The sequence below is a fragment of the Klebsiella sp. Ech2A genome (genome assembly GCF_030078455.1).
Taxonomy (GTDB): domain Bacteria; phylum Pseudomonadota; class Gammaproteobacteria; order Enterobacterales; family Enterobacteriaceae; genus Klebsiella; species Klebsiella terrigena.
Map to the genome: position 1 here is coordinate 25,512 of NZ_JAQGFU010000011.1, position 23,038 is coordinate 48,549.

Genomic DNA, 23,038 nt, shown 5'->3' on the forward strand with positions numbered 1-23,038 from the left:
TGTAGATCTGGCGAGAGAGAAACTCTGATGAAAAACTGGAAAACAACTGCAGAAGCAATCCTCACCTCCGGCCCGGTTGTCCCGGTGATCGTGGTGAAAAAGCTGGAACACGCCGTGCCGATGGCAAAAGCGCTGGTTGCAGGTGGCGTACGCGTACTGGAAGTGACCCTGCGCACCGAATGCGCGCTGGATGCCATCCGCGCTATCGCTAAAGAAGTCCCGGACGCGATTGTCGGCGCCGGTACCGTAACTAACGCGGCTCAGCTGAAAGAAGTGACCGAGGCGGGAGCGCAGTTTGCGATCAGCCCGGGCCTGACCGATTCTCTGCTCAAGGCGGCAACTGAAGAGGGGACGATTCCACTGATCCCGGGCATCAGCACCGTATCCGAGCTGATGCTGGGCATGCAGTACGGCCTGAAAGAGTTTAAATTCTTCCCGGCTGAAGCCAACGGCGGCGTGAAGGCGCTGCAGGCGATTGGCGGTCCGTTCGCCCACATTCGTTTCTGCCCGACCGGCGGGATCTCTCCGGCTAACTACCGCGACTACCTGGCGCTGAACAGCGTCCTGTGTATCGGCGGTTCATGGCTGGTACCGGCGGATGCGCTGGAAGCAGGCGATTACGACCGCATCACCACTCTGGCTCGTGAAGCGGTAGAAGGCGCGAAGTAATTTCCGCGCCTCAGTTTCTGACCCGGTAAGCGGCAACGCTATCGGGTTTTTTTATCCCTCAACCACCACCGCTGACGCCGCGGCTTTGGCCCGCGCCACCGCCTCATCGACGCTCTCCGCCACCGCCAGCGTAACGCCCAGACGACGGGAACCGTCAATTTCCGGCTTACCGAACAGGCGCACCTGCAGGCCCGCGCCGACGGCGGCCTGAAGGTTGCCGAAGGTGACGTTTTGGCTGGTGAGCTGCGGCAGAATCACCGCCGAAGCCGCCGGGCCATACTGGCGAATCGCCCCCACCGGCAGGCCGAGGAAGGCGCGGACGTGGAGGGCGAACTCCGACAGATCCTGCGAAATGAGCGTCACCATTCCGGTATCGTGCGGACGCGGCGAGACTTCGCTAAAAATCACCTCATCGCCGCACACGAACAGCTCGACGCCGAACAGGCCGTAACCGCCGAGCGCCAGCACCACGTTGCGGGCAATTTCCTGCGCGCGGGCCAGCGCCAGCTCGCTCATCTGCTGGGGTTGCCAGGATTCGCGATAGTCGCCGTCTTCCTGACGGTGGCCGACCGGGGCGCAGAAGTGCACGCCGTCGACCGCGCTGACGGTGAGCAGGGTGATTTCAAAATCGAAGTTCACCACGCCTTCGACAATAACGCGACCGGCGCCGGCGCGGCCGCCCTGCTGGGCGTACTGCCACGCTTCGGCCAGCTGTTCATGACGGCGGATAAAGCTTTGTCCTTTGCCGGAAGAGCTCATCACCGGCTTGACGATACACGGCAGGCCAATTTCGCTCACCGCGTCGCGAAAGGCGGCTTCACTGTCGGCAAAACGATAGGCCGAGGTTGGAAGCTGCAGCTCTTCAGCGGCCAGGCGGCGAATGCCTTCGCGGTTCATGGTCAGCTTTGCGGCCCGCGCGGTGGGAACGACTTTTTGCCCGCACTGCTCCAGTTCGACCAGCGTGTCGGTGGCGATGGCTTCAATTTCCGGCACGATAAAGTCGGGCTTTTCTTGTTCAATTAAGGCGCGCAGGGTATCGCCGTGCAGCATGTTAACGACATGCGAACGGTGCGCAACCTGCATGGCCGGCGCGTCAGGGTAGCGATCGACGGCAATGGTCTCAATGCCCAGACGTTGACACTCGATGGCGACTTCCTTACCCAGCTCGCCGGAACCTAACAGCATAACTCGCGTCGCCGCAGGGCGCAGCGCTGTGCCTAATACAGTCATGACTCTCTTCCGCAGTAAAAAAACATGCGCCGCAGTATAAACGAAAACGTTTGCGTCTGTCTTTATGCGCGTGAGTTGAGTCCTGGCCCTAAATTTGATATACTGTATATAAATACAGTATAAAAGGGGCTGCACAATGGCGGTTGAAATCAAATATGTGGTGATTCGCGAAGGTGAGGAAAAAATGTCTTTTACCAGCAAAAAAGAGGCCGATGCTTACGACAAAATGCTCGATCTTGCCGAGGTCCTTAACGACTGGCTGGTAGACTGCCCGCTAACGCTTGATGAAGCCCAGCGTGACGAGATGGCGATGTGGCTGGCGGAGCGTAAAGACACCTTACATCACATTATGAAGTCCGGAAAACTCCCCGAAGCGGAAGATCACGCCGCCGGGCAGGGGGATGACGAAGAGCAGGCCTCGCCTGACGCCAACGATGACGCCATCAGCGCCAGCGCCAGCGCGGTTGACGGCGCGGCGGTAAAAACGGCGGCCAAACCGCGCAAGGTAAAAGCGGCCTGAGCCACCCGGAATTTGCGCATCTTTAGCCATGGATAACATTTCCTGACATCTCGTCGTTTAGGCTGATGACACCGCCTATTGTGCAACGAGGAAATCATGGCTAACTGGCTTAACCAACTTCAGTCTCTGCTGGGTCAGCAGGGTCAATCTTCTTCATCTGACGATCGCTCTGGCGGTAAAAATCTGCTGCTGCCCGGCGCGCTGGGTGGCCTGGCGGGACTGCTGGTCGCCAGTAAATCATCGCGTAAGCTGCTGGCGAAATACGGCACCAGCGCGCTGCTGGTTGGCGGCGGCGCGGTGGCAGGAAGCGTGCTGTGGAACAAGTATCAGCAGAAGATGCGCGCCGCTTCGCCGCAGCCGGAGCCGGCCGGGCAGGTTCCGGCGTCACCTGAGCCTGATGCCCGCAGCGAGCGGCTGATCCAGGCGCTGGTTTTTGCGGCCAAAAGCGACGGACATATTGATGAAAATGAACGGGCGAGCATCGAAGAGCAGCTGCGCGCGGCCAATATCGACGTGCAGGGACGGGTGCTTATCGATCGCGCGCTAACCCAGCCCCTCGATCCGCAGCGGCTGGCGCAGGGCATCAGCAGCGAGCAGGACGCGCTGGAGGTCTACTATCTGAGCTGTGCGGTGATTGATATTGACCACTTTATGGAGCGCAGCTACCTCAACGCCCTGGGCGAAGCGCTGAAGATCCCTGCGGAGGTGCGCGCTGAGATCGAACAGGATATTCAGGCACAAAAGCAGGCTCTTTCCTCTTAAATCATCACGTTCCGCTTGCATCGCCGGCGACTTTTGCCACCCTTTATATACCAGTCATCTCTTAGCCTGACGTCGCGCAGGCCGGGGATGACCCTCTCTCCGACATTATCTCACCCGCGGTTGCCCCGCGGCCGGGCGTCACAGCGGTGTGGCCGTTTTCAAACCCCCGGACAGAGCGATTGATGGCGGGAAGATTTCTTGTCTTGCCGTCCGGACGCGCGTCGATTAACGTTGTGCGCATAAATTAAGCCGAAGAAGAACAAAGAGATGCTACCAAAAGCGAAACGGATCCCCCACGCTATGGCCTTACATGGCGATACGCGTATTGATAACTACTTCTGGCTACGTGATGACGACCGCGCGCAGCCGGCGGTTCTGGAGTATCTGCGCGAGGAGAATGCCTACGGCAAAGCGGTGATGGAGACCCAGCGCAGCCTGCAGGATCGGGTGCTGAAGGAGATCATCGATCGCATCCCCCAGCGCGAAGTCTCCGCGCCTTACAGTAAAAATGGCTATCGCTATCGTCAGGTCTATGAGCCGGGCTGCGAATACGCCATTTACCAGCGCCAGTCGGTGCTGAAAGAGGAGTGGGACCCGTGGGAACTGCTGCTCGATAGCAACCAGCGCGCGGCGAAAAGCGAGTTCTACACCCTCGGCGGGCTGGGGATCTCCCCGGACAACGCGCTGATGGCGCTGGCGGAAGATTACCTCTCCCGGCGGCAGTACAGCCTGCGTTTGTGCAGCCTCGCAGACGGCAGCTGGTATCCCGAAGTGCTGGAGAACGTCTCCCCGGAATTCGCCTGGAGCAACGATTCGTGCACCCTGTGGTATGTCCGTAAACACCCCACCACGCTGCTGCCGTATCAGGTCTGGCGCCATACCGTCGGCACCCCGACGGACGCGGACGTGCTGGTGTACGAAGAGCAGGATGAAACCTTTTACGTCAGCGTGCACAAGACCACCTCGCAGCAGTTCGTGGTTATCTACCTTGCCAGCGCGACTACCAGCGAAGTGCGGCTGCTGAATGCTGAAATGCCCGACGCCGAACCGGTGTGCTTTCTGCCGCGGCGCAAAGATCATGAATACAGCCTCGATCACTATCAGCACGCGTTCTACCTGCGCTCAAACCGTGAAGGCAAAAACTTCGGCCTCTACCGCACGCATCAGCGCGACGAGCCGCAGTGGCAGGCTCTGATCCCGCCCCGCGATGACGTGATGCTGGAAGGCTTTACGCTGTTTACCGACTGGCTGGTGGTGGAGGAGCGGCAGCACGGGCTTACCAGCCTGCGGCAGATCAACCGCAAGACACGGGAAGCGGTAGGGATTGCCTTTGATGACCCGGCCTACGTCACCTGGCTTGCCTATAATCCGGAGCCGGAAACAGCGCGCTTACGCTACGGCTACTCCTCGATGACCACGCCTGATACGCTGTTTGAGCTGGATATGGATACCGGTGAACGCCGGGTGCTCAAGCAGCAGGAGGTTAAAGGTTTCGATGCCAGCCATTACCGCAGTGAACATCTGTGGATTCAGGCCCGCGACGGCGTTGAGGTGCCGGTCTCGCTGGTCTACCGACATGAATACTTCCGTCGCGGCGCCAGCCCGCTGCTGGTCTACGCCTACGGTTCCTACGGCGCCAGCGAGGATGCGGATTTCAGCGCCAGCCGCCTGAGCCTGCTCGACCGCGGCTTCGTTTTCGCCATCGCCCACGTGCGCGGCGGCGGCGAGCTGGGGCAGCAGTGGTATGAAGACGGCAAGTTCCTTTGCAAGAACAACACCTTCAACGATTACCTCGACGTCTGCGATGCGCTGCTCAAGCAGGGCTACGGCGACCCGCAGCTGTGCTACGGTATGGGCGGCAGCGCCGGCGGGATGCTAATGGGCGTGGCCATCAACCAGCGCCCGGAGCTGTTTCACGGCGTGGTGGCGCAGGTACCCTTTGTTGACGTGCTCACCACCATGCTCGACGAGTCCATTCCGCTAACGACCGGGGAGTTTGAAGAGTGGGGCAACCCGCAGGATGAGACCTATTATCGCTATATGAAGGGCTACAGCCCCTACGATAACGTTACGGCTCAGGCCTATCCGCATATGCTGGTGACCACCGGACTACATGACTCCCAGGTACAGTACTGGGAGCCGGCAAAATGGGTCGCGAAGCTGCGTGAGCTGAAGACGAACGATAATCTGCTGCTGCTGTGTACCGATATGGACTCGGGGCACGGCGGGAAATCAGGGCGTTTTAAAAGCTATGAGGGCGTGGCTCTCGAGTACGCGTTTCTGATAGGCCTGGCGCAGGGCACGCTGCCAGGCCAGGCCGACGTCTAGGGCGGGCGCTTAGTCCCCGAGATAGTGCTTGAGGGTTAAGCGCAGCTCGGGGCTCATCCGATCCAGATTGTTGAACAGCCAGCGAAGATAGCCCGGATCGTTTTCCGCCACTTCCGCCACCGGCTTGCCGCGATACTTGCCGAAGGTAAAGGTTGTCAATAGCGCTGGACGGCCGGTAATGGTCGCCATATCGTCAGGCGACCAGCCTGAGACGTTGATAATATCAAGCAGCAGCGCGGCGGTGATATAGCAATCGTACAGCGCGCGGTGGTGATGCAGACCGGCGGGCGTGGCGACGTTCAGCTTGCGCGACTTATAGAGCCCCATGTTGCTGTATTTAATCCCCGGCCACAGGCGGCGCGCCAGCTTCATGGTACAAATCCAGTCGCCGTGCATTTCCGGCAACACCCGCCGGTCAAAGCTGGCGTTGTGGGCGACGTACCACGGGCTGCCCAAATAGTGCGGGACAATCTCTTCAATCCACGGCTGGTCGGCGACCATCTCTTCGGTGATGTGATGAATGGCCATCGCCTGCGGGCTGATAGGGCGATCGGGGCGGACCAGATGGCTCATCGGATTGGTTATCTGGCCATCGACAATATCGACAGAGGCGATCTCGACGATGCCGCCCTGCAGTCCGCAGGTTTCCGTATCGATTACGCGTAGCATAGCGCGCTCCTGGTCAAAGGGGTCAGCGTAATAGAATGTGCCGGTCTTGCCAACCCGGGGCTCCACGGGAGGGCTGAATTATTTTGTTTTGGGTTCATAGGGCAGGCGCGAGAGTGAAACGGATGCCAGTCGATGGGCGATCAGGCGTTCGCGGAACCAGTCCCGGAGATGAGCAGGCTGCTCTCTTTCGACCAAATCGGCGACCACCGGCATATTATAACGTTCTTTAAAGGCGACGCCGGCCGCCGCTAGATCGACGTTGACCTTGTCCATCTCGTCCTGCGAGATTTTTGCCAGATTATTTTCCATTGGGTTTCTCCTGGGTGATGCCGAAAGCTTGCCGAGCGTGACCTAAGACTGATACGCATGGCTCGACTACGCCATTATACAGGGTTATTCTCTGTGCTACATACATAACGAAACGGAATGACGATTATGCGTATTCTCACCGCAGGCGCGCTGCGCGCTGCCGCTCTTCTCGCCGGTTTGCTGGCCAGCGCCGGGGCTTTGGCCCACGCGCACCTGCAGCAGCAAACTCCCGCCGCGGACTCGACGGTGAACGCCTCGCCACAGGCGCTCACGCTGAGCTTTTCCGAGGGCATCGAAACCCGCTTCAGCGGCGTGACGCTTAGCGGCCCTCAGCAAAACGCGGTGGCGACCGGCAAGCTGGCGCTTAGCAATGATAATAAGGCGCAGCTGGTGGTCCCGCTGGCGCAGCCCTTAACGCCGGGTGACTATACCGTTGACTGGCACGTGGTCTCCGTCGACGGTCATAAGACCAAAGGGCAGTACCACTTTACCGTTAAATAAACGATGCTCGCGTCACTCTATATCACCCTACGGTTTGTCCACTTCGGCTCGCTGATGGTGGCCTTCGGCTGCGTGCTGTACGGCGCGTGGTGGGCGCCATCGACGCTGCGTCGCCTGCTGATGCAGCGATTTTATCCGCTGCTGCGCCATCTGCTGTTGATTAGCGCGCTTTCAGCGCTGCTGATGCTAATGGGGCAGGGCGGCCTGATGGGCGAGGGCTGGCCCGATGTCTGGCAGCCCGCTATCTGGCAGGCCGTCGCCGGCACGCGATTTGGCAGCGTCTGGGGGTGGCAAATTCTGCGGGCCTGGGTGACGCTTATCGTCGTCTGGCTTAAGCCGCACCATTCGGCGCGACTGCTGCTGGGGCTGCTTTGCGCGCAGCTGCTTTTGCTGGCGGGCGTGGGCCATGCGGCGATGAGCGAAGGCGGGCTGGGGGCGCTGCAGCGCGCCAATCATGCCGTGCATCTGTTCTGCGTCGCCGGCTGGTTTGGCGGGCTGCTGCCGTTTATCTACTGCCTGCGTCTGCTACAGGGGCGCTGGCGGCAGGCGGCAATTAGCGCCATGATGCGCTTTTCGCGCTACGGGCATCTGGCGGTAGCCGGCACCATTGCCAGCGGCATGGTGAATACGCTGCTGATCCAGGGCGCATTTTTCAGCGCTTCGCCGTGGGGCAGAATGCTGTTGATCAAATGTGCTTTGGTCGCGGGGATGGTGGCAATCGCGCTGGTGAACCGGTATGTTCTGGTACCTCGAATGTCGCTAAACGACGCGCGGGCAGAGCGGCTCATTTTGCGTACCACGCAGGTGGAGATGGCGCTGGGGGCGCTGGCGCTGCTGGCCGTCAGCCTGTTTGCTACCTGGGAACCTTATTGAATTAACTGGTTAAATCATGAAAAAAATTGTTCTGACACTGATGTTACTGGCAAGCTCCGGCGCCGCGCTTGCGGTCCCGCAGGTTATTACCGTTAGCCGCTTTGAAGTCGGTAAGGATAGCTGGGCATTTAACCGTGAAGAGGTGATGCTGACCTGTCGCCCGGGAAATGCGCTGTTCGCCATCAACCCCAGCACGCTGGTGCAGTATCCGTTAAATGATATTGCTATCGAGCAGGTTAAGGCCGGTAAAACCAGCGGTCAGCCGATTTCTGTGATCCAGATCGATGACCCCCAGCATCCGGGGCAAAAAATGAGCCTGGCGCCCTTTATCGAGCGAGCGCAAAAACTCTGCTGATTTTTGGAACTATCTGGCTGTATTAAAATGAAAAAACCGCCGTATTCCTGCGACAGGAACGGCGGTTTTTTTATGCGTTTCCGCGATTTTACCGGGAATTATTGGCCCACTTTTGTTGCGGACTGGAAAACCTGACGCGGTAAACTATTCTTATAAGGCAAGGCGACTTAGCCTGCATTAATGCCAACTTTTAGCGCACGGCTCTCTCCCAAGAGCCATTTCCCTGGACCGAATACAGGAATCGTGTTCGGTCTCTTTTTATCTATATCTTTCAAAACCTTATCTAAAAAGGCCCGAGACGATCCCTCATTTCCCGACGCGACCTTTTCCCCTTATACCACAACAAAAAACGCATTCACATTTCCTTTACAGAAAAACAGCGCGCTGGATAGGCTTTCCACCTCTTGCGTTAAGAGGAGATGGCGATCGCGCGTTTTGTGAAAAAGCTCCCATCTCCCCATGTTCTGGCGACATTCATCGCTCAATAGCGGAGGTGACTGGGCATAAATTTTTGTAAGATAAATGGAGTAAGGCTCTTTCAACGCGACCAGAGGCTTATTTTTACTTACTTTTATGCCGCGAAAAAAATGAGGGCGTGAGAAAAAAACGCGTAGATGGCGTGTGTAAATAAACAAAAGGAAATTATTCCGGCGCGACTAAAGTGGGATATAGCCGCGTCTCCAGATAACTGACGAGGGTCCAGATTTCGCCGCTGAAAATAAACCACAGGGAAGCCGTCAAAATAATCAGGACGATAGCCAACAGCACTGCTTCTGCTTTACTCATAACTTCAATGGCTACCTGAACGGAAACGAAGAAGTGATGATAGTAACGAAACCGCAGGATAAGATGCAAACGCCGTTGCGAAAACGGCGTTTATTTATTAGCAAGCTACGCCTGCCGGGAGCCGGCGGTGAGGGCGATAACCTCGGCGTTCAGCTCGTCGAGCAGCTGGAAGCGGCGGCGATACTCGGCGCGCTTTTTGCTGGCAATCTCCTCCAGAGACTTGCGCTCAAGGCGCAGCGGTAAGCGCCAGCGCCACGCGCCGTCGGCCTCGCCCTCAATAGACTTCCAGAACTCGTCATAGCTGGCGTGGAAGTGGCGTCCTTTACTTAAGCGATATCGTAATGCTCTGAAAACGTGGCCATTATCGCTCACGCCATAAATTGCCTGGATATTGCTTTGCGCCGCCAGCGCCCAGATAAACTCCAGCAGCAGGCGCTTAGGAAACAGGCCGTAGCAGGCGCGGGTAGCCTGTTTTATCACCTCGTGCGGGACGTTGCGTCGCGGCCCCTGCAGCCCGCCGATGGTCAGCTGCCACTGCTCCTGGTCGCGCACCACGCTAAACGTCGCGCTGGCCAGCAGCGTCTGGTTCCCGTCGCGCAGCCAAAGCGTGGTTTCGCCTTCGCGCTCGGCTTTCCCGGCAGAGGAGGCCGACAGCGTAAACCGGGCGTCATCTTTGCCCTGCAGCTCCAACAGCGGCATCTCCTGCACCGCGGTCATGGCGGCACCCAGCCGGCCGGCGGGTAAGGTATCGATATATTGGTAGTGGCTGACGATCGCCGCGGCGCGCTGGCCGGCGCTGAGCCCGCGCCTCAGGTACTGACGATGAACTTTTCCCGGCAGCGTCACCTGAGCGGCGAGCAGCTGGCTGAAGTTGGGCCGCGCCGCGAGATTATCCAGCATGGTCCGGGTTGGCGTATAAAATAATGCGGTTCGCAGCAGGAACTTAAGCCGGTAATTACGCTTTTGCCAGATTGGCGCGGGAATAAGTCTGCCCATCACCAGATCGGTAATTAGATTTGCGTGTGGCTGTAGTACGTAGGCTGAATGCAGGCTATTGTCCGTCACGATGAATACCTCGGCGTTATTTAACCTCTATTTTAATGAGAGTCAGGCACGAGATTAATGCCCTGGCGGACTATATTTCCGTTTCGTTTAAATTTTATTGAAGTGTGTTTCAGGGAGGAGAACAGGAGAAATAGTTCGCTATAATTGTGGCAGGAGGATCAATATGTATCAGCATCTTGATGGTTCAGCCTGGCGTAATATTTGGCTGGTCGGAGACCTGCACGGCTGCCTTGCGCTGCTGGCGGCGAAGCTGCGGCTGCTCAGGTTTGACCCGTACCAGGATCTGCTTATCTCCGTGGGCGATCTGATCGATCGCGGGCCGCAAAGCGCGGCAACGCTGGGCCTCCTTGACCGTCGCTGGTTTCGCGCGGTGCGGGGCAACCACGAGCAGATGGCGCTGGAGGCGCAGGAGAGCGGGAAGATGGCGCTGTGGATGCTCAACGGCGGGCGCTGGTATCAGGAGAGTTCGTCTGAGGCGCGGCGGCAGATGGCGTCGCTCTTTGCCCGCTGCCGTCGGCTGCCGTGGATTATTGAGCTCCGCGCCGGCTCGCAGACCCACGTTATTGCCCACGCGGATTATCCGGCGGCGTGCTATCGCTGGCAGCAGCCGGTGGATGCAATCCAGGTCCTGTGGAACCGTCAGCGCCTGACGGACCATCTGGCGGGACGACACGGGGCGATTGGTGGCGCCGATCATTTCTGGTTTGGCCATACGCCGCTCAGGCAGCGCTACGACAGCGATAACCAGCACTATATTGATACCGGAGCCGTCTTTGGCGGCGAGCTGACCCTCGTGCAGCTGCAGCAGGCAGGCTAGAAATCGCTGTATTCGCTGGCGGGGCGCCAGAAACCGTCGATAAAATCTTCTACCGGAAAGCAGCCGCCATGGCGGATCCGCTGATCGTCCATGGCGACCATACAGCGCCGTTCGTCGTCGTAAATATCCACGACAATGTCTTCGCAGCCGCCGTCCAGATAACAAATGAACAAAACTAAGGCAAACATCCTGGCCACATGTTCAGGTTAACATGCTAATAAGTATAGGGGAGTTTAACGAGAAGGGGGGTAAATAACCCGTCTCAGGCGACGGGTTCTCTTTGAGTCATGCTACGCGCATGACCCAGGCGTCAGATTGTTGATCGTAGTGCTTACGGTAGAGAACGGAATGTCGGCCATCGAGAATAGCCGGAACGCTGGTGTCGGCATCCCAACCATCGAGCTGCATACACAAATCCGGATCGGATTTGCAGGGAATGCTTAACGTTCGCTCCCCCTGCTGCTCAGCGTGCAGTTCGGCGTCGTCTATTTCAAACGCGCCGATGCGTATGTTTGTTTTACTCATAAATTCACCCCGTTTGTCTGCTGAATTGTGGTACGACCAGTTAAGGCCGCCATTTTTCAGCGTAGACAATGGGGCGCGAATAGCCAGTAAAAAAGTGCTGTTTTTTTGCGCTCAATCACACCTTGCCGGCAAATAGCTTCCCGTCACGCACCAGCTCGCGGGGATAGCTGTTCTTCAGGCGTGAGCCCACTTTTTTCGCCAGGCCGAGGGTTGCGCCCTGGTAAGTGACGATCGCTTCGTCCTGCTGCGGCGGGGTTTGCGGGTAAATATCGCGGCCGCGATACCACTCTTCGGCCTCACTCTCCGTCAGCGCAAAAGGCGTCGCGGATGCGGCAAGGGCAATGACCGCCTCGTGCTGCCAGCGGAAGCCCTTGTTGTGCGTTTCCGCCAGCCGGATGCCAATTCGCGAAAAGCGGATCCGGCCAATAAACGCTTCCATGGCCTGCGGGAACAGCCAAATTTCCTTGTCGCGCTGCCAGAGGGTGTGGCTCTCATCCCAGCGCAGACCCACGGCCGCCGCGGCGTCCGACACGGCGGCGCTTTCCCGGCGCTTCATCGGGATAAACGGAAACTTACCCACCTTGTAGCCAGGCGCCGGCAGCGGTTCAACGGCGGCGGTTTTACGCAGACGGGCAACGAAGAAGCCCTCGCAGTCATAAATCTGCGGGAAGACGTGAAGAAAGCCCTCCGCCGTCAGGGCCTCGTTGGCCTGGGGGAAGAGCGAGCCGAGAGGCAGCGTCTCCACCGCCTGCGGATAGCGGGCCAGCAGCCACTGCACCACGTCCTCATTTTCTTCGCGGTTCAGGGTGCAGGTTGAGTACACCAGCGTACCGCCCGGCTGCAGGGCGTGAAAGGCGCTATCGATAAGCTCGCGCTGGGTTGCCGCGATCTGCTGATTGCTTTCCGGGGACCAGTTTTTCAAGGCCTCGGGATCCTTGCGCACCACGCCTTCTCCGGAGCAGGGGGCGTCGAGCAGGATCGCATCGAAGCTCTCCGGCAGCGCGGCGCCAAATACCCGGCCATCGAAATGCGTTAGCGCAACGTTGCTTATTCCGCAGCGGCTGATATTGGCATGCAGGACCTTGACCCGGCTGGCGGAATATTCGTTGGCGAGGATCCCGCCTTTATTCCCCATCCTGGCGGCGATTTGCGTGGTTTTTGACCCCGGCGCGGCGGCGACGTCCATCACCCGCTGCGGCATATCGCCATCGGCAAACAGGGCGGCCACCGGCAGCATTGAGCTGGCTTCCTGAATATAGAAGAGTCCGCTGAGATGCTCTGCGGTGCTTCCTAACGGCAGGGACTCCTCGTCCTCGCGCTCGATCCAAAATCCCTCTGCGCACCACGGCACCGGCGTAAGCTGCCAGCCGTAGGGGGCGACCAGCTGCAGAAAGTCGGCCACGCTGGTTTTCAGCGTGTTAACGCGGATGCTGCGGCGTAGCGGACGTTGGCAGGCGGCAATAAAATCATCGAAAGAGAGATGTGTCGGCATTGCCGCACGCATTTGAGCGAGGAATTCGTCAGGAAAAAAGACAGCATTTTGAGCCACTGGAGCGCACCACAAGAAAAAAGGGTGCGCAGTTTATCATAAACGCTCCGGCATCGGACACCGGAGCGTTCAGCCAGCGCGGAGCTCAGGCGCCGGGGCGGCGGCTGAGCTTCAACAACCCGCGGGCTAGCGCGGCAGGGCGGTGCCCCATTCGCGCCACTCTTTCGGTTCGCTCTCCAGCAGCAGGAAGTGCTTATCATCCTGCGCTTTTGGCGCCAGCGGCGTGCCCGGCGGGGTGGCAAAGGAGATGCCGCCGCGAATGAACTGATTGAAGGTCCCGGTTTTCACCACTCCGCCAATCAGGCCAAAGTCGAGGTTGTAGCCGGAAGAGAGCCAGAACACCGAGTTGTTACGCACCAGATACTGGTAACGCTTGCTGATACGCAGTTTGACCATCACGCGGTCCGACAGCGATCCCAGCGTCAGCCCGGTGACCGTTCCCACCTCGAGGCCGCGGAACAGCACCGGCGTGCCGATATCCAGCGAACCGGCTTCCGGAACCTCAACCACGATGCTCAGGCCGTCGATATAGCGCGAGTCGCTAATGGTCGTTTCCTGGATTTCGAAGTCGCGGCGCGGCGTGCCCCGACCAGGCTCAACGTTGATATACGGCTGGAAGATGGTATCCAGGTGCTCGACGCCCGCCGCGGAAATTTGCGGGGTGATCACCGAGAATCGGGTGCCTCCGCGGGCGAAGGTATCGACGTACTCCGGGTAGAGCACGGCTTTCGCCTGCACTTCGTTTTTGGCGGTGATCAGGTTCAGCGATTGGATCTGGCCGATGTTAATCCCCAGATAGCGAATAGGCATGCCGGAGGAGAGTTTTCCCGCATCGAAGGCGTGCAGGGTTATCTGCCCGCCCACCGCGCGGGCGGCGGTCTCTGAAGCATACAGAATACGCTTATTGCCGCTACGGGCGCGGGCGCTGGTGCCGCTCAGATCGTCAAAACTGATCGCCCCTTTAAGGGCGCGAGCCAGCGGCGAGGCCTGAACGGTCAGGCCGTTGCCGTCGAGCTGGACCTTCGCGCCGCCTTCCGCCCAGAACACGCTATTGCCGGTGAGCAGATGACGATATTCCGGCTGAATGTGCAGATCGATATCAAACGCGTCGCTGCGCGGCCTGACGGAGGTCACCTCGCCCACGGCAAACTTGCGGTAGAGCACGACCGAGCCTTCCTGTACATCCGGCAGCGTTTCCGCCGTGAGGCTCAGGGTGGTAGTCGGGACGTCGCTCAGGCTATTCTCCTGCGCTTTTTCCATATTGGCATACAGCGGGTAGCTGGACTGAATCGCCCCTTTGGTGCCGGGAATAATGCGGATGCCGCCGTCAACCCATTCGCTGGCGCTGGCGCCAAGCATCTTAATGCCGTCGAGGCCAACCTTAACGTCGAGGCGGCTGTTGACCACAAATTTGCTGTCTCCGTGCACCAGGTCGCGATATTCCGGCGTAATGGCCACCTGGAAGGTGACGCCTTTCGCCGTCAGCCTGCGCTCCAGCACCTGGCCGATTTTCACGCCGTGGAGCACCAGCGGCTGTCCGGCGTCGATGCCGAAGCTCTCCGACGCCGTCAGCGTGATGGCGGCGACGTTGGGCTCTTCCAGCAGCGATTTATCCGCCGGCAGCACCACGAAGTGGCTGCGCGGCTCACCCTCTCCCGGAACCAGCTCAAAGGTATTGCCGGTCAGCAGGGCGCTGAGGCTCGGATTATCCAGCGAAATTTTCGGCTTTTTCATCTGAATCAGCGTCTTGTCACGCAGCAGGGTCACGACGCTGGGATCGACGGTCATCTCGCCGGTAACTTTACTCCCGGGCTGGAGGTTGAGTTTAGTCAGCTGCCCGACTTCGAGGCCCTGGTACATCAGCGGCGTAGATCCGGCTTTCAGCCCCGCGCCGTCGGGTAAATCGAGCGTCACCAGCACGCCGCGCTGGCTGTGGGCCAAATCTTCGTACAGCCCGAACTCATCGTTTTGCTGAGCGACTTTGGAATCCTCGGGGGAGTCAAAGGCAATCGCCCCGTTAACCAGGGCCGAAAGGCTTTCCAGCTCCACTTTAGCGCCGCTAATTCCGACGTCGGCCTTGACGCCGGAAACGTTCCAGAAGCGGGTGCCTTTTTTGACCAGATTGGTAAAGCGGCGCTCGATCAGCACGTCAATGGTGACGCCCTGGTTGTTATCGTTGAGCGCATAGTCGTAAACCCGGCCAACGGGAATTTTGCGGAAATAGACCAGCGACCCGCTGGTCAGCGAGCCGAGATCCGCGGCGTGCAGATGAATCATCAGCTCGCCGTTGTTGATACGGTACTTCGGCTGGGTATCGAGGGCGACAAAGTGGTCCTCAGGTTCGCCCCGACCCGGCATCATGCCGATATAGTTACCGCCGACCAGCGCATCAAGGCCGGAGACGCCCGCCAGCGAGGCTTTCGGCGTGACCAGCCAGAACTGCGTGTCCTTGCGCAGGGCGTCTTTCATATCGCCCTTAACGCTGGCCGAGACCTCTATCTTACTCAGGTCCTTGCTTAGAGAAATATTCTGCACCGTACCTACTTCTACCCCCTGATAGCGGATAGGCGTGCGCCCGGGGACAATACCGTTAGCCGACTCAAAGTCGATGGTGATCGTTGTCCCGCGATCGCTATAGCTGGTCCAGATCAGCCAGCTGGCGATCATCAGCGCGATGACCGGCAGCAGCCAGAATGGCGAGATGCGACGTTTGGTTTTAATTTTGGCTTCAGTCGGCGAAGCGGGCGTTTCCTGACTCATGTGCGTCCCAAAGTAAGCGGCTGTCCAGCCATTCAACAGCAAGGATAGTTAATATTACCGCGGCGCCGAAATATACCGCAGCAGGCCCCATCGTAAAAGCGAGGAGTTGATCGCGGTTTATCAGCGACATGGTTAATGAGATAACGAAAAGATCGAGCATCGACCAGCGGCCAATCCAGGTAATCAGCCGCAGCAGCAGGATACGGGTACGCAGCCCCTGTTCGCACCTGAATTGTATGCTGACCAGCAGCGTAAACAACACAATAACTTTGGTAAACGGCACCAGAATACTGGCGATAAACACCACGCCGGCAATGGCGACGTTGCTGTTGGCCAGCGACAGAATCCCGGAGAGGATCGTATCGTCCTGCCGCGCGCCGTTAACGTAGATAATCGAGATCGGCAGCAGGTTGGCGGGGAGCAGGAACATTATCGAGGCAATCAGCGCCGCCCAGCTCTTCTGCAGGCTCTGCGGCCGACGGTGGCGTAGCGGCGTATGGCAGCGACGGCAGCGTCCGCGGGAGTCGCGGTGCCCGGTGTAGTGGCAGCCGGTGCACACCTGTAGATTCGGGTCCGGGCGCAGCGCCGGGCGTTCGGGATAGAATCGCTCCCACAGCTCTTCGACGTTCATGTGAATGAGCGTGAGGATGCTGAGCAGCGTCAATGAGACAAAGGCGATAAGCCCGACGCCGGGCTGCAGGAACGCGTAATCCTGGACCTTGATCGAGGCCACGCCGATGCCCACCAGGTAGATATCGAGCATCACCCACTCTTTAAGCCGCTCCAGCATCAGCAGCACCGGGCGCAGGTTCATCCCCAGCACGTTGCCTAGCCAAAGATAGGCGATGGCGATAACCAGCAGGGCCGGCGCGCCAACGGCGCAAAATAGCACCATCGCCGCCGTCAGCGGATCGCCCTGGTCGGTCATTTGCCAGATGCCCTGTAATACGTTAGCGTCGATACGCACGCCGAGCAGGTGCAAACGCAGTAACGGCTCCATCCAGGCGAAAGGCATCAGCAGCATCATGGCGATCGCCATACTGCCAAGGCGCGAAAGCGACCAGTCGCGGCCGTCGCGTATTTTGGCGCTGCAGCGTGGGCACCAGGCGCTCTGATTGCGCTTAAGCCCCGGCAGGCGAAACAGAATGTCGCACTGCGGGCAGCGGTGATAGTGGGCCTGAGGCAGCGGCGAACCGACCGCATGTACGGTCATCTTTTTCGCTGGCGTGATCTGGGGGGTTTTTAGTGGCATTTATTACGTACGGCAATGAATGTATTTCACTATATTAACCCAGGAATGAATTCATCTTGAGCCTGAACGCATTTAATGCTTATTTTATTAGGCAGTCAGTGTACGAGAGTAAGACAACTAAGTGATTATATAATGAACAAAACAGAATTTTACGCGGATCTGAACCGTGATTTTCAGGCATTAATGGCAGGAGAAACCAGTTTTCTGGCCACGATCTCTAATACCAGCGCGCTGCTGTTTGAGCGGCTGACCGAGGTTAACTGGGCCGGGTTCTACCTACTCGAAGGCGATACGCTGGTGCTGGGGCCCTTCCAGGGCAAGCTGGCCTGCGTGCGAATTCCGGTTGGGCGGGGCGTTTGTGGTACTGCCGTTTCGCAGAATCGCGTGCAGCGCGTGGAGGATGTTCACGCCTTTGACGGGCATATCGCATGTGATGCCGCCAGCAATTCGGAGATTGTCTTCCCGCTGCGGGTGAACGGTCAGATTATAGGCGTCCTGGATATCGACAGCACCGCGTACGCCCGCTTCACCGCTGAGGATGAACAGGGGCTTACGGAACTGGTAGCGCAGCTGGAAAAACTCATTTCTGCGACCGACTATCAAAAAATATTCACCCACGTCGCAGGATAATCAACGGATAACGTAGCATTTAGCGATGGCGTCATTATAATGGCGCCTGTTCATGCCTGCGGCTTGTTGGCTACGTCCGTTGTAATCAGGAAATTTCATGGAAAATCAACCTAAGTTGAATAGCAGTAAAGAAGTTATCGCATTTCTGGCCGAACGTTTCCCACAGTGCTTCAGCGCTGAAGGCGAAGCTCGCCCCCTGAAAGTCGGTATTTTTCAGGATCTCGTTGAGCGCGTTGGGGGTGAGATGAATCTCAGCAAAACCCAGCTTCGTGCCGCTTTACGTCTTTATACTTCGAGCTGGCGCTATCTGTACGGCGTTAAGCCAGGGGCGATTCGCGTCGACCTCGACGGCAACCCGTGCGGTGAACTGGAAGAGCAGCACGTTGCTCATGCCCGTCAGCAGCTCGAAGAAGCAAAAGCTCGCGTCCAGGCACAGCGTGCAGGCCAGCAGGCCAAAAAACGCGAAGCCGCAGCTGCCGCTGCAGGTCAGCAGGAAGACGGCACCCGTCGTGAGCGTAAGCCGCGTCCTCAGGTTCGCCGCAAAGAAGGCACCGAACAGCGTAAGCCGCGTCCTGCCGCTGCGAAAGCACCGCGCGAAGAGCGTCATACTCCTGTATCAGATCTGACCGTGCTGTCCGTCGGCCAGGCTCTGAAGGTGAAAGCAGGCAATAACGCAATGGACGCCACCGTTCTGGAAATCACCAAAGATGGCGTTCGTGTACAGCTGACTTCTGGTATGTCAATGATTGTACGCGCAGAACACCTGGTGTTCTGAAACGGAGGCCGGGCCAGGCATGAACACATTCTTTAAGCTCACCGCGCTTGCGGGCCTGCTAGCAATAGCAGGCCATGCGTTTGCCGCGGATGATATTACCCGAGCCGATCAAATCCCCGTGCTGAAAGAAGAGCCGCAGCACGCGACGGTGAGTGAGCGCGTAACCTCGCGCTTTACTCGTTCGCACTATCGACAGTTCGATCTCGATAACGCCTTCTCGGCAAAAATTTTTGACCGCTATCTGAACCTGCTGGATTACAGCCACAACGTGCTGCTGGCCAGCGACGTTGCCCAGTTTGCCGCCAAGAAAAATCAAATCGGCGACGAGCTGCGCAGCGGAAAACTGGACGTTTTTTACGACCTGTATAACCTGGGACAGAAGCGGCGTTTCGAACGCTATCAGTACGCATTGAAGGTGCTGGAGCGTCCGATGGACTTTACCGGCAACGATAACTTCAACCTTGACCGCAGCAAGTCGCCCTGGCCGAAAGACGAGGCCGAGCTGAACGCGCTGTGGGATGCCAAGGTGAAGTTTGACCAGCTGAGCCTGAAGCTTGCGGGTAAAGACGATAAAGAGATCCGCGAAACGCTGACCCGCCGCTATAAGTTTGCTATTCGCCGTCTGGCGCAAACCAATAGTGAAGATGTGTTCTCGCTGGTTATGACCTCCTTTGCCCGCGAAATCGACCCGCATACCAACTACCTGTCGCCGCGCAATACCGAGCAGTTCAATACCGAAATGAGCCTTTCGTTAGAAGGGATCGGCGCGGTGCTGCAGATGGACGACGACTATACGGTGATCAACTCGCTGGTGGCCGGCGGCCCGGCGGCGAAGAGCAAGTCAATTAGCGTTGGCGACCGTATCGTCGGCGTTGGCCAGGCCGGCAAGGGCATGGTTGACGTGATCGGCTGGCGTCTTGACGACGTGGTGGCGCTGATCAAAGGGCCGAAGGGCAGCAAAGTTCGTCTTGAAGTGCTGCCGGCGGGCAAGGGCGCGAAAACGCGCATCGTCACGCTAACCCGCGAGCGAATTCGTCTCGAAGATCGCGCGGTTAAAATGTCGGTGAAAACCGTTGGTAAAGAAAAAATCGGCGTGCTGGATATCCCCGGTTTCTACGTTGGCCTGACGGATGACGTCAAGGTTCAGCTGCAGAAGCTGGAAAAACAGAACGTCAGCAGTATCGTTATCGACCTGCGCAGCAACGGCGGCGGGGCGCTGACCGAGGCGGTATCGCTTTCCGGCCTGTTTATCCCGTCTGGCCCGGTAGTGCAGGTTCGTGATAACAACGGTAAAGTGCGTGAAGACAGCGATACCGACGGCGTCGTGTACTACAAAGGCCCGCTGGTTGTACTGGTTGACCGCTTCAGCGCTTCGGCTTCTGAAATCTTCGCCGCGGCAATGCAGGACTATGGGCGCGGACTGATCGTCGGTGAGCCAACCTTCGGTAAAGGCACCGTGCAGCAGTATCGCTCCCTGAACCGCATTTACGATCAGATGCTGCGTCCGGACTGGCCGGCTCTGGGTTCCGTGCAGTACACCATCCAGAAGTTCTACCGCATAAACGGCGGCAGTACTCAGCGTAAGGGCGTAACGCCGGACATCATGATGCCAACCGGCACCGAAGATCGCGAGACCGGCGAGCAGTATGAAGATAACGCTCTGCCGTGGGATAGCGTGAATGCAGCCACCTACGTCAAGTCCGGTGACTTAACGCCGTTCGGCCCCGGGTTGCTGAAGCTGCATGATGAGCGGATTGCCAAAGATCCGGAATTCCAGTACATCATGAAGGACATCGCTCGCTATAACGCGATGAAAGACAAGCGCAATATCGTTTCTCTGAACTACGCCCAGCGTGAGAAAGAGAACGAAGAGGATGATGCGACTCGTCTGGCCCGCATTAACGATCGCCTGAAGCGTGAAGGCAAACCGCAGCTTAAGAAGCTGGACGATCTGCCGAAGGATTACCAGGAGCCGGATCCGTATCTTGATGAAACGGTCCATATCGCGCTCGACCTGGCCCATCTGGAGAAAGACCAGCCGGCGGTGGAACCACCGGTTAGCAAATAAGCACCCGACGGGCACAGATGTTGTGCCCGTTTTTTTATCCGATCCTGCCGCCAAAAACCTCGATTCCCCCGCGCGCGATGTCAATATATTATGCAGATGTCAGCGATATGCTACAAAATGTAAAGTTGTGTCTTTCTCGTGACTTAGCGGGGGAGGATGGTTGAAAATTAACGTTGTACCCCTACGATATGGGGAATCGCATAGTGCGTTTTGTTAAATCGAGGTTAGAAGAAAATTATGATGCGAATCGCGCTCTTCCTGTTGACCAACCTGGCCGTTATGGCGGTGTTTGGGCTGGTGTTAAGCCTGACGGGAATACAGTCAAGCAGCATGACCGGGCTACTGATCATGGCGCTGCTTTTTGGTTTTGGTGGCTCGATCGTTTCGCTGTTGATGTCGAAATGGATGGCGCTAAAATCGGTGGGTGGGGAAGTCATTGAGCAGCCGCGTAACGAAACCGAACGCTGGCTGATGAATACCGTCGCGCAGCAGGCGCAGCAGGCGGGCATCGGCATGCCGCAGGTTGCTATCTACCATGCGCCGGATATTAACGCCTTTGCCACCGGCGCACGCCGTGACGCTTCGCTGGTTGCCGTCAGTACCGGGCTGCTGCAAAACATGAGCCGTGACGAGGCGGAAGCCGTTATTGCCCATGAAATCAGCCATATTGCCAACGGCGATATGGTGACCATGACCCTGATTCAGGGGGTGGTGAACACCTTCGTTATCTTTATCTCGCGCGTTATCGCGCAAATTGCCGCAGGATTCCTTAGCGGCAACCGCGATGAAGGCGAGAGCAGCAACGGCAACCCGCTGGTTTACTTTGCCGTCGCTACCGTTCTGGAGCTGGTGTTTGGGATTCTGGCCAGCATCATCACCATGTGGTTCTCGCGCTACCGTGAGTTCCATGCGGACGCGGGCTCTGCCCGTCTGGTCGGTCGCGAGAAAATGATCGCCGCCCTGCAGCGCTTGAAAACCAGCTACGAGCCGCAGGAAGCCAGCAGCATGATGGCGCTGTGCATCAACGGCAAAGCGAAGTCGATGAGCGAGCTGTTTATGACGCACCCGCCGCTGGATAAACGTATCGAAGCTCTGCGCAGCGGGGAATATCTGAAGTAACCTTCTTCTTCAGAGCCGCAGAAACAAAAACCGCAGCCTTAATCGGGCTGCGGTTTTTTTTGTGCCGTAATCGGGCGGGCTATTGTCCGGGGCGCGGCTGGGTGACGCGCAGGCCGCTAACGGTGGCCGCAACCACCGCCAGTCCTCCGGCCAGCAGCAGCGCGGTATGGGTGCCGCCGTTACCCTGCAGATTGAACAGTAGCGCGACCAGCGCCGCGCCGGTGCTTTGTCCCAGCAGTCGGGCAGTGCCGAGCATTCCGCTGGCCCCTCCGCTGCGGTGGCTCGGGGCCGATGAGACGATAGTGTGGTTATTCGGCGACTGGAACAGGCCGAAGCCCGCGCCGCAGAGTGCCATGCGCCAGATAATATCGAGGTCGGATGGCGATGAGGGCAGCAGCGCCAGGCCAAACAGACCGCAGGCCATGACCGCCAGACCGACCGCTCCCAGCAGCCCCGCGTGAATTTTCTCAATCAGGTAACCCGCCAGCGGCGCCATCACCATGGTCGCGAGCGGCCAGGGCGTCAGCAGCAGTCCCGTCTCGACCTCGCTGCGTCCAATCGTCGCCTGCAGGAAGAAGGGCAGCGAAACCAGCGCCAGCATCTGGGCGCAGAAGGAGCAGATTGAGGTGCAGATGGAGAGCGTGAAAAGCGGAATACGCAGCAGGTCAACCGGCAGCAGCGGCACCGGCATCCGCAGCTGGCGGCGAATGAAGAAGAACCCGATAACCAGCATAGCGGTCAATTCAGCGAGCACCAGCCGGCCGGACTGCCCCTGTGCAAAGCCGCCGAGCGCGACGATCAGCAGGCCGAACGTCAGCGCATTCATGATAGCGCTGGGGAGATCGAAGCGGGTGATCCTGCTGCGGCCGCTGTTGGCCGGCAGGTAGCGCACGGCGAGCGTCAGCGAAATAATCCCCAGCGGAATGTTGATTAAAAACAGCCACTGCCAGGAGGCGACGGAGAGGATAGCGGCGGCAATCGTCGGGCCGGCCGCGGATGAGACGGCGACCACAAACGAGTTGATCCCCATTCCCCGACCGAGGAAGCGCTTCGGGAAGATAAGACGAATGAGCGCGGTATTCACGCTCATCAGCGCGGCGCCGCCGAAACCCTGGGCGACGCGGGCGAGAGTCAGCATCTCCAGCGAGTGGGAGAGGGCGCAGGCCAGTGAGGTAAAGGTAAACACCAGCAAACCGATTTTATAGATGCGTCGATAGCCGAACATATCACCCAGAAAGGAGAGCGGCAGGAGCGCAATGACGATGGCGATTTGGTAAGCGTTGACTATCCAGATTGAGGCGGCGGGCGAAGCGTTAAGGTCGGTGGCGATGGTCGGCAGGGCCACGTTGGCAATGGCGCCGTCGAGTACCGCCATCGCGATGCCTAAAACGATGGTCAGAATGGCGCCGTAACGCTGCGGCAGGGGCAGACCATCGGAAACGTTTTTATCCATGTTAAGCTTGTGTCTTTATCGTA

General features: G+C 58.4%; 22 protein-coding genes and 1 pseudogene. 12 read left to right on the forward strand and 11 right to left on the reverse strand.

Annotated features, from left to right (window positions below; genetic code table 11):
• Nucleotides 1–27: 27 nt before the first annotated feature.
• Nucleotides 28–669: a bifunctional 4-hydroxy-2-oxoglutarate aldolase/2-dehydro-3-deoxy-phosphogluconate aldolase gene (locus tag PFH44_RS04550; RefSeq protein ID WP_041146225.1), complete on the forward strand. Its 642-nt coding sequence runs from the start codon at nucleotides 28–30 to the stop codon at nucleotides 667–669.
• Nucleotides 670–720: 51 nt separating this feature from the next.
• On the opposite strand, the gene purT is transcribed toward PFH44_RS04550, so the two are convergent.
• Nucleotides 721–1,899: a formate-dependent phosphoribosylglycinamide formyltransferase gene (gene purT, locus PFH44_RS04555; RefSeq protein ID WP_283824425.1), complete on the reverse strand. Its 1,179-nt coding sequence runs from the start codon at nucleotides 1,897–1,899 to the stop codon at nucleotides 721–723.
• A gap of 136 nt (nucleotides 1,900–2,035) precedes the next feature.
• Here purT and PFH44_RS28045 point away from each other — a divergent pair.
• From PFH44_RS28045 to ptrB, 3 genes and pseudogenes are all read left to right on the forward strand, one after another.
• A pseudogene (locus PFH44_RS28045) lies at nucleotides 2,036–2,282 on the forward strand (YebG family protein); the annotation flags it as partial.
• A gap of 233 nt (nucleotides 2,283–2,515) precedes the next feature.
• On the forward strand, nucleotides 2,516–3,181 hold the full coding sequence (locus PFH44_RS04565) for a tellurite resistance TerB family protein (protein ID WP_045859203.1): 666 nt from the start codon (nucleotides 2,516–2,518) through the stop codon (nucleotides 3,179–3,181).
• A 267-nt stretch (nucleotides 3,182–3,448) separates the two neighbouring features.
• A complete protein-coding gene (gene ptrB, locus PFH44_RS04570) occupies nucleotides 3,449–5,509 on the forward strand; it encodes an oligopeptidase B (protein ID WP_283824427.1) in 2,061 nt (686 codons plus the stop codon).
• A 9-nt stretch (nucleotides 5,510–5,518) separates the two neighbouring features.
• Here ptrB and exoX read toward each other — a convergent pair whose 3' ends face one another.
• Nucleotides 5,519–6,178: an exodeoxyribonuclease X gene (gene exoX / locus PFH44_RS04575; protein WP_041146220.1), complete on the reverse strand. Its 660-nt coding sequence runs from the start codon at nucleotides 6,176–6,178 to the stop codon at nucleotides 5,519–5,521.
• Nucleotides 6,179–6,256: 78 nt separating this feature from the next.
• Nucleotides 6,257–6,487 carry a DNA polymerase III subunit theta gene (locus PFH44_RS04580; protein WP_041146219.1) on the reverse strand — a complete coding sequence of 77 codons (231 nt, stop codon included), beginning with the start codon at nucleotides 6,485–6,487 and terminating at the stop codon, nucleotides 6,257–6,259.
• Nucleotides 6,488–6,613: 126 nt separating this feature from the next.
• Here PFH44_RS04580 and yobA point away from each other — a divergent pair, with 126 nt between their 5' ends.
• Genes yobA through PFH44_RS04595 form a run of 3 tightly spaced genes read left to right on the forward strand, consistent with a single transcriptional unit; the run spans nucleotide 6,614 to nucleotide 8,216 of the window.
• Nucleotides 6,614–6,988, forward strand: coding sequence for a CopC domain-containing protein YobA (yobA, locus tag PFH44_RS04585; RefSeq protein WP_133598509.1), 375 nt, complete (start codon nucleotides 6,614–6,616; stop codon nucleotides 6,986–6,988).
• 3 nt (nucleotides 6,989–6,991) lie between these two features.
• Nucleotides 6,992–7,861 (forward strand): copper homeostasis membrane protein CopD, encoded by an 870-nt coding sequence (gene copD, locus PFH44_RS04590; protein WP_283824428.1) that lies wholly within the window; start codon nucleotides 6,992–6,994, stop codon nucleotides 7,859–7,861.
• 16 nt (nucleotides 7,862–7,877) lie between these two features.
• Nucleotides 7,878–8,216: a YebY family protein gene (locus PFH44_RS04595; RefSeq protein ID WP_283824429.1), complete on the forward strand. Its 339-nt coding sequence runs from the start codon at nucleotides 7,878–7,880 to the stop codon at nucleotides 8,214–8,216.
• Nucleotides 8,217–8,858: 642 nt separating this feature from the next.
• Here PFH44_RS04595 and PFH44_RS04600 read toward each other — a convergent pair.
• Nucleotides 8,859–9,002 carry an Ecr family regulatory small membrane protein gene (locus tag PFH44_RS04600; protein WP_152644031.1) on the reverse strand — a complete coding sequence of 48 codons (144 nt, stop codon included), beginning with the start codon at nucleotides 9,000–9,002 and terminating at the stop codon, nucleotides 8,859–8,861.
• 105 nt (nucleotides 9,003–9,107) lie between these two features.
• A complete protein-coding gene (locus PFH44_RS04605; RefSeq protein WP_283824430.1) occupies nucleotides 9,108–10,067 on the reverse strand; it encodes a VirK/YbjX family protein in 960 nt (319 codons plus the stop codon).
• A gap of 163 nt (nucleotides 10,068–10,230) precedes the next feature.
• Between PFH44_RS04605 and pphA the strand changes: the two genes are divergently transcribed.
• On the forward strand, nucleotides 10,231–10,884 hold the full coding sequence (pphA, locus tag PFH44_RS04610; protein ID WP_283824431.1) for a protein-serine/threonine phosphatase: 654 nt from the start codon (nucleotides 10,231–10,233) through the stop codon (nucleotides 10,882–10,884).
• Here the strand turns inward: pphA and PFH44_RS04615 are convergent.
• From PFH44_RS04615 to yebS, 5 genes are all read right to left on the reverse strand, one after another.
• Nucleotides 10,881–11,072: a YdfD/YebW family protein gene (locus tag PFH44_RS04615; RefSeq protein WP_045859187.1), complete on the reverse strand. Its 192-nt coding sequence runs from the start codon at nucleotides 11,070–11,072 to the stop codon at nucleotides 10,881–10,883. The two genes, pphA and PFH44_RS04615, sit on opposite strands and share 4 nt — an antisense overlap.
• A gap of 97 nt (nucleotides 11,073–11,169) precedes the next feature.
• Complete coding sequence (locus PFH44_RS04620; protein WP_045859185.1) at nucleotides 11,170–11,409, reverse strand: YebV family protein; 240 nt, start codon at nucleotides 11,407–11,409, stop codon at nucleotides 11,170–11,172.
• Between the two features lie 115 nt (nucleotides 11,410–11,524).
• Nucleotides 11,525–12,958, reverse strand: coding sequence for a 16S rRNA (cytosine(1407)-C(5))-methyltransferase RsmF (gene rsmF, locus PFH44_RS04625; RefSeq protein ID WP_283824432.1), 1,434 nt, complete (start codon nucleotides 12,956–12,958; stop codon nucleotides 11,525–11,527).
• A gap of 126 nt (nucleotides 12,959–13,084) precedes the next feature.
• Complete coding sequence (locus PFH44_RS04630) at nucleotides 13,085–15,718, reverse strand: PqiB family protein (RefSeq protein WP_283824433.1); 2,634 nt, start codon at nucleotides 15,716–15,718, stop codon at nucleotides 13,085–13,087.
• Nucleotides 15,687–16,970, reverse strand: coding sequence for a membrane integrity lipid transport subunit YebS (gene yebS, locus PFH44_RS04635; RefSeq protein WP_283824434.1), 1,284 nt, complete (start codon nucleotides 16,968–16,970; stop codon nucleotides 15,687–15,689). The genes PFH44_RS04630 and yebS overlap by 32 nt, the downstream gene beginning before the upstream one ends.
• Nucleotides 16,971–17,102: 132 nt before the next feature.
• On the opposite strand from yebS, the gene PFH44_RS04640 reads away from it, so the two are divergent.
• The 4 genes from PFH44_RS04640 to htpX all read left to right on the forward strand — a co-directional run bounded on the left by PFH44_RS04640 (nucleotide 17,103) and on the right by htpX (nucleotide 21,562).
• Nucleotides 17,103–17,600 (forward strand): GAF domain-containing protein, encoded by a 498-nt coding sequence (locus PFH44_RS04640; protein WP_045859177.1) that lies wholly within the window; start codon nucleotides 17,103–17,105, stop codon nucleotides 17,598–17,600.
• A gap of 97 nt (nucleotides 17,601–17,697) precedes the next feature.
• Entirely contained in the window at nucleotides 17,698–18,375 is a 678-nt protein-coding gene (proQ, locus tag PFH44_RS04645) for an RNA chaperone ProQ (RefSeq protein ID WP_045859175.1), read from the forward strand.
• Between the two features lie 19 nt (nucleotides 18,376–18,394).
• The gene (gene prc / locus PFH44_RS04650; protein ID WP_045859174.1) at nucleotides 18,395–20,443 is read left to right on the forward strand and encodes a carboxy terminal-processing peptidase; all 2,049 of its coding nucleotides are present in this window, start codon (nucleotides 18,395–18,397) and stop codon (nucleotides 20,441–20,443) included.
• Between the two features lie 237 nt (nucleotides 20,444–20,680).
• Nucleotides 20,681–21,562 (forward strand): protease HtpX, encoded by an 882-nt coding sequence (htpX, locus tag PFH44_RS04655; RefSeq protein WP_041146205.1) that lies wholly within the window; start codon nucleotides 20,681–20,683, stop codon nucleotides 21,560–21,562.
• Between the two features lie 79 nt (nucleotides 21,563–21,641).
• On the opposite strand, the gene PFH44_RS04660 is transcribed toward htpX, so the two are convergent.
• Nucleotides 21,642–23,015, reverse strand: a complete 1,374-nt coding sequence (locus tag PFH44_RS04660; RefSeq protein ID WP_283824435.1) for an MFS transporter — start codon at nucleotides 23,013–23,015, stop codon at nucleotides 21,642–21,644.
• Between the last annotated feature and the right edge of the window lie 23 nt (nucleotides 23,016–23,038).

Coding starts and splice junctions, on each gene's coding strand:
- PFH44_RS04630 (WP_283824433.1), bottom strand. CDS start 15,718: ATGAGTCAGGAAACGCCCGCTTCGCCGACTGAAGCCAAAATTAAAACC.
- PFH44_RS04580 (WP_041146219.1), bottom strand. CDS start 6,487: ATGGAAAATAATCTGGCAAAAATCTCGCAGGACGAGATGGACAAGGTC.
- PFH44_RS04640 (WP_045859177.1), top strand. CDS start 17,103: ATGAACAAAACAGAATTTTACGCGGATCTGAACCGTGATTTTCAGGCA.
- copD (WP_283824428.1), top strand. CDS start 6,992: ATGCTCGCGTCACTCTATATCACCCTACGGTTTGTCCACTTCGGCTCG.
- proQ (WP_045859175.1), top strand. CDS start 17,698: ATGGAAAATCAACCTAAGTTGAATAGCAGTAAAGAAGTTATCGCATTT.
- PFH44_RS04600 (WP_152644031.1), bottom strand. CDS start 9,002: ATGAGTAAAGCAGAAGCAGTGCTGTTGGCTATCGTCCTGATTATTTTG.
- ptrB (WP_283824427.1), top strand. CDS start 3,449: ATGCTACCAAAAGCGAAACGGATCCCCCACGCTATGGCCTTACATGGC.
- pphA (WP_283824431.1), top strand. CDS start 10,231: ATGTATCAGCATCTTGATGGTTCAGCCTGGCGTAATATTTGGCTGGTC.
- PFH44_RS04615 (WP_045859187.1), bottom strand. CDS start 11,072: ATGTTTGCCTTAGTTTTGTTCATTTGTTATCTGGACGGCGGCTGCGAA.
- PFH44_RS04620 (WP_045859185.1), bottom strand. CDS start 11,409: ATGAGTAAAACAAACATACGCATCGGCGCGTTTGAAATAGACGACGCC.
- exoX (WP_041146220.1), bottom strand. CDS start 6,178: ATGCTACGCGTAATCGATACGGAAACCTGCGGACTGCAGGGCGGCATC.
- PFH44_RS04550 (WP_041146225.1), top strand. CDS start 28: ATGAAAAACTGGAAAACAACTGCAGAAGCAATCCTCACCTCCGGCCCG.
- PFH44_RS04565 (WP_045859203.1), top strand. CDS start 2,516: ATGGCTAACTGGCTTAACCAACTTCAGTCTCTGCTGGGTCAGCAGGGT.
- purT (WP_283824425.1), bottom strand. CDS start 1,899: ATGACTGTATTAGGCACAGCGCTGCGCCCTGCGGCGACGCGAGTTATG.
- prc (WP_045859174.1), top strand. CDS start 18,395: ATGAACACATTCTTTAAGCTCACCGCGCTTGCGGGCCTGCTAGCAATA.
- htpX (WP_041146205.1), top strand. CDS start 20,681: ATGATGCGAATCGCGCTCTTCCTGTTGACCAACCTGGCCGTTATGGCG.
- PFH44_RS04595 (WP_283824429.1), top strand. CDS start 7,878: ATGAAAAAAATTGTTCTGACACTGATGTTACTGGCAAGCTCCGGCGCC.
- yebS (WP_283824434.1), bottom strand. CDS start 16,970: ATGCCACTAAAAACCCCCCAGATCACGCCAGCGAAAAAGATGACCGTA.
- PFH44_RS04660 (WP_283824435.1), bottom strand. CDS start 23,015: ATGGATAAAAACGTTTCCGATGGTCTGCCCCTGCCGCAGCGTTACGGC.
- yobA (WP_133598509.1), top strand. CDS start 6,614: ATGCGTATTCTCACCGCAGGCGCGCTGCGCGCTGCCGCTCTTCTCGCC.